The organism is Thiomonas sp. TH-17, assembly GCF_057473305.1.
The window spans coordinates 1-4,346 of sequence record NZ_JBYCKI010000309.1 but is presented as its reverse complement, the minus strand read 5'-3'; the positions used below and the strand labels follow the sequence as shown (position 1 = coordinate 4,346).

Genomic DNA, 4,346 nt, shown 5'->3' with positions numbered 1-4,346 from the left:
GTATCGACAATCGAACTCGCATCAATGACCGGCTTGCTGGGGTTCGCATCGCCCCAATCGCTCTGGAACAACATGCGCGTTCCGCTCGGGCTGATGGTGATGTTCGGCTGCGCCCAGTAGTTGCTTTGCGCGGCGTTGAAGTAATTGCCCGTACTGCGATGGTGCGCCACGCGGTACACCTTGCCCGTGTCTACGTTCGCCAGCATCACCTCCTGATCGAGATAGGTCATGGGTGTACCCACCGCCAACGGCTGGCCGCCGTTGCAATTGCCGTTGGAGCCCGAAGGGCACCCCACCATTGAAATGCCCACCCAGCCCGGGGCCTTGAACGCCCGCCCGCTGGCGAACGAGCCGGAAACCGGGTCATGGTCGATCAGCATTTTGGGGCTGCCGCCTTGCGTCAGGTTCATGGTCATCATGGCCTTGTTGAATGGCGAGTCGAACTGCACCGACACCACCACATCGTCACCTGCGGCGTTCAGCAACAGGTCGCCATGCTGCGAGCCGTCAAAATTGCGGGTTTGCAGCACGGCATCGGTCAGGGCATCGCGGATTTGCACCTGCTTCTCGTTTTCGTAGAAGTAGGCGCCTTTGCCTGAAGGCAGTGCTTGCGGCACGGTGCTGTCGTCAGGGATGAAGGCTTTGCCGATCTGCCCGGTGGAGATACGGTAAGTGAACGCCGCATAGGCTGCGCCGCCGCGCGGGGTGTTGCGGTTGAGGTAAGCGCCGAGGCCGATCAGGTCGTTGTCCCAACTCATGCCGAAGGGGTCGCTGCCGCCAGAGACGCGGGTAATCAGACCCGAACCCTTCACGGCCTCATACAGTTGTCCGCCTTGCTTGAAGTCAGCCGAGAAGTCGTGCAGCACGGTGGTGCTCATCGACACGGCGCTGATCGACCCATCGGCCTTGCGCGCCGTGGGCTGGATGGTGGCTTTGGTGAACGCATTAACTTGCGTGCCGCTGCGCTGGTTGTTGTCTACATAGAACAGCGTGCTGGGTTCTGTGGTTGACCAGTAGAACTGCTCCACGTCAGCGGGGTTGATGTTGAGGTAGTCGATGAAGGCGTAGGTCTTGCCGTCGTAGAGGGCGAAGGTGCCATTGCGCCCACCCGCACTGAGCGCGCCGGAGACGTAGAGGATCATCAGCGTTTCGTCGGCATTCCACGCCTGCGTGGTCGGGTAGGCGGGCAGCGCCACGCGCGAGTTGAAATCAGCCTTGGCGTCGGTCACGCGGACGATGTTGGTGCCGGGGAAATCAGGATCGGTCACGCGCTGGCCCTTGGCGGGCTTGGCCATCGCAGAGAACGGGCGCAGGGCATTGCCGTAATCTGCCAGGCCAGCGGCGGGGGAGCCAGCCGGGGACGGTGTAGATGTAGATGTAGGTGCGCCTCCGACCGTGACGCTTGGCTGATTATCTGCAATGGCCGCTGTGCCAGTGGTCGCTGTTGCGTTGGTTGCAACCTGATCGGTTGCGCCTCCTCCACATCCAGCAAGCATCGTAGCCACCGCCATCGCTAATGCAGCCGATTTCAAAAATTTTCTTTTCATGATGACAACTCCCTCGCGTAATGTAGGAGGTACGCTAGTGATCCCTACTCGCCTGAGCGGAACGGTACGGAAATCAATTGGGCTTGTACGACGGCAACTCGATCACGTAGGTGTCCACCGCCGCATCCGGATTGAGCACCGGGTTGCTCGGGTCGCCATCCCCCCAATCGCTCTGGAACAGCACGCGCGTGCCGCTGGTGCTGAGCGTCACATTGGTCTGGGCCCAGTAGTTGCTCTGCGGGGCGTTGCTGTAATTCCCGGTGCTGCGATGGTGGGCAAATCGGTACGTCAGCCCGGAGGTCAGGCTGGTAAGCATGATCTCTTGATCCAGCAGCGTGGTCGGATTGGCAGTCGGGCCGCTGTTGTCGGTGCCATAAATATCACCTGTCATGCCCGTCGCAATCCACATTGGGTTTTGCCAAGCCGTAGAACCGGTCAGGCAGCCAGTCGTCGGATAGCCAAAGGCAGGAGAACTGGACTCACCCACCAAATTCTGGATGGCCCCCGTATTCAGGTCAGCGACGATGACATTGCCATTACCCCCCGTGGCGCGGTTGAACTGCGAGCCGACCAGCATGTCATGGCCTGCGGCATTCATGGCCGTGTCGCAATGTTCATACGCATCGAAATTGACGGTTCGAACGTATTTGCCGTTGATGTCGAGAATGAACACACGCCCGGTCTGGCTATTCTGCGAGGCCGGATCGGGCGCCACCCAGCCCTGCCCCGACAGCAGGGGAAACGGCGTCGTGCCACGCGCCTGCCCTTGCGCCACATACTGGGTGTCGTAGAACACCATTTTCTGGGTCGTTTGGTTGAAACCGAACACATTCAAAGCAAGCTGGCCATTGATATTCGGGATGCCACCCGCACCCAGTCCCCAAATGCGCTCGCCCTTTGCGTTGATGCCTAGCGCGAACGGGTAACCGCAGCGTACCGGGCCGGTGCGCGGCCAGCCCGCTGGCAGATTATCCAGAAAGCTGTACTCCACCGTCTTGACACCCGTCTCTACGTTGATCGCGGTGAGGTCGGCATGCATAGTGCTACCGACTGAATGGTTATCGATGTAATAGAGCGTAGCCGGATCCTGGTGATCCCAATAAAACTGCTCAACATCTCCGGGATTGATGTCTATAAATTTGATAAACGCATAGGTCGTGCCGTTATACATGGCCCAACCTTGCTGACCTCCTGACTGCATGGTCGAACCGGGCACATACAGAATGAAGCGCGTCTCGTCGCTGTTCCAGGCCATGGCCGTAGGGTAGGCCGGCGCGGCGCAGAGGTTTTTGAAATCAGAAACGCAATCAGTGATTCGCGTAATCCGTGAACCGAAATCCGGATCCATCACAGTCTGCCCCTTTGCTGGCTTGGCGAGCTTGCTGTAGGGCATACGCTTCAGACCGTAATTCTGAAGCCCGGCCGACAAATCAACGCCGGCTACAACAGGCACAGGACTCAAGCCCGCTGTAGGAATGCCTCCGGAATTTTGAACAGACGCAGATCCCCCGCCTCCACCGCAGGCGGACAAAGCACCAACAGCAGGAAGGGAAAGTAAAGATTTCTGAATGAATCGACGACGGGAAGGCAACATTTTCAATCTCCCAAAAAAACCGAATACGGATCAAAATCCTCGCGGCAGCAACACTTCAACACACCGATCAGGGGGCATTGTCAGAGCGCTCAGATGCACCAGAGCCGTGCAGGATGGCAGGACGGGTCAAACGCAAGCCAAGAAGAAAATCTTTGGCCGGCGCCTCCCAGTAGTGATAAATAGCTAGAGAAATCAGAATCAGAACGCCCACTAACGTCGGCGCAAGCAGCACGCTGAGCAGCGGATATTCTGTACCGAATGCATTGCGTGCAATATCGAGAATGGCGACTCCGATGTATTGGTGCAGCAAATATAGACTGTAACTGGCAACCCCAATAGCAGCGAGCGGCGGATAGCCCAGCCAAGCGACCCAGGCGGGGCGTTTCATCATCGCCAAAAAAACAAAAAAACTAAATGCAAGAGCAAGATAAGGCGCGATGGTTCCGACATGCGTCCCCAACCTGAGCACCGCAATGGCGACAACCGACTCAACTAGTAACACCCAGGCCATTCGGCTGCTGGCATCTGCGTAAAGTGCATAAAACCCAATGCCAGCCACAAACCAAGGCAACGCGCCAATAACAAAAATAAAATCGATTGCCCAGAGATGATGGAAATCTAGCGCCCGGGCCAGCGCATAAAATATCACCAAGCCGCCAAACGCCAACGCCACAGACCTAAAGAACAACCGAGAACCTACCAAAAAATAAATGACGCTGATCCAAAAATAAAACTTGACCTCGACAAAGAGAGACCAATATGCCCCATCAACCGCCTTGAATGGCACACCAAAAATCTTACTCCATATGATCGGATCACTGAATGTCAGGCTCGGAATGAAATCTCTGATCTGAGGAATAAAAATATTTTGCGGCAGTAAATTCAGAATGAAAAAAGACAATACTGAACAAATCAACATGGTTGGAAACAGACGCGCAAACCGCTTCCAGAAAAAATGACCTATCGTGCGACACCTGAATAGAGTCATGCTGATCACAAATCCCGATATCACAAAAAAAATCTGAACCCCTAGATCGCCATACTCAAATAACCAGAAATGCGCACCCAAACCCCCATAGGGGTAGAAATTATCTGAAGCGACAGGCGGTGTCCACCTGACGAAATAGTGATACCCCATCACCAATAGAATGGCTATGGCCCTTAAACCATCCAATACCTTGAGGCGATGCCGTTCTTCCATTTGT

3 protein-coding genes are annotated in these 4,346 nt (G+C 56.0%); all 3 read right to left on the bottom strand.

Annotation, left to right across the window (positions count from 1 at the left end; genetic code table 11):
• Positions 1-1,295 (bottom strand): hypothetical protein (locus tag AC2VLV_RS16930; RefSeq protein ID WP_486991077.1); only part of this gene is annotated, 1,295 nt, incomplete at its 3' end.
• A 325-nt stretch (positions 1,296-1,620) separates the two neighbouring features.
• A complete protein-coding gene (locus AC2VLV_RS16925) occupies positions 1,621-3,141 on the bottom strand; it encodes a hypothetical protein (RefSeq protein WP_486991076.1) in 1,521 nt (506 codons plus the stop codon).
• Positions 3,142-3,208: 67 nt separating this feature from the next.
• Positions 3,209-4,346 (bottom strand): acyltransferase family protein (locus AC2VLV_RS16920; protein WP_486991075.1); only part of this gene is annotated, 1,138 nt, incomplete at its 5' end.

What these genes read in the sequence shown, in the direction of transcription:
- AC2VLV_RS16925 (WP_486991076.1), bottom strand. Translation starts at nt 3,141, where the DNA reads ATGTTGCCTTCCCGTCGTCGATTCATTCAGAAATCTTTACTTTCCCTT.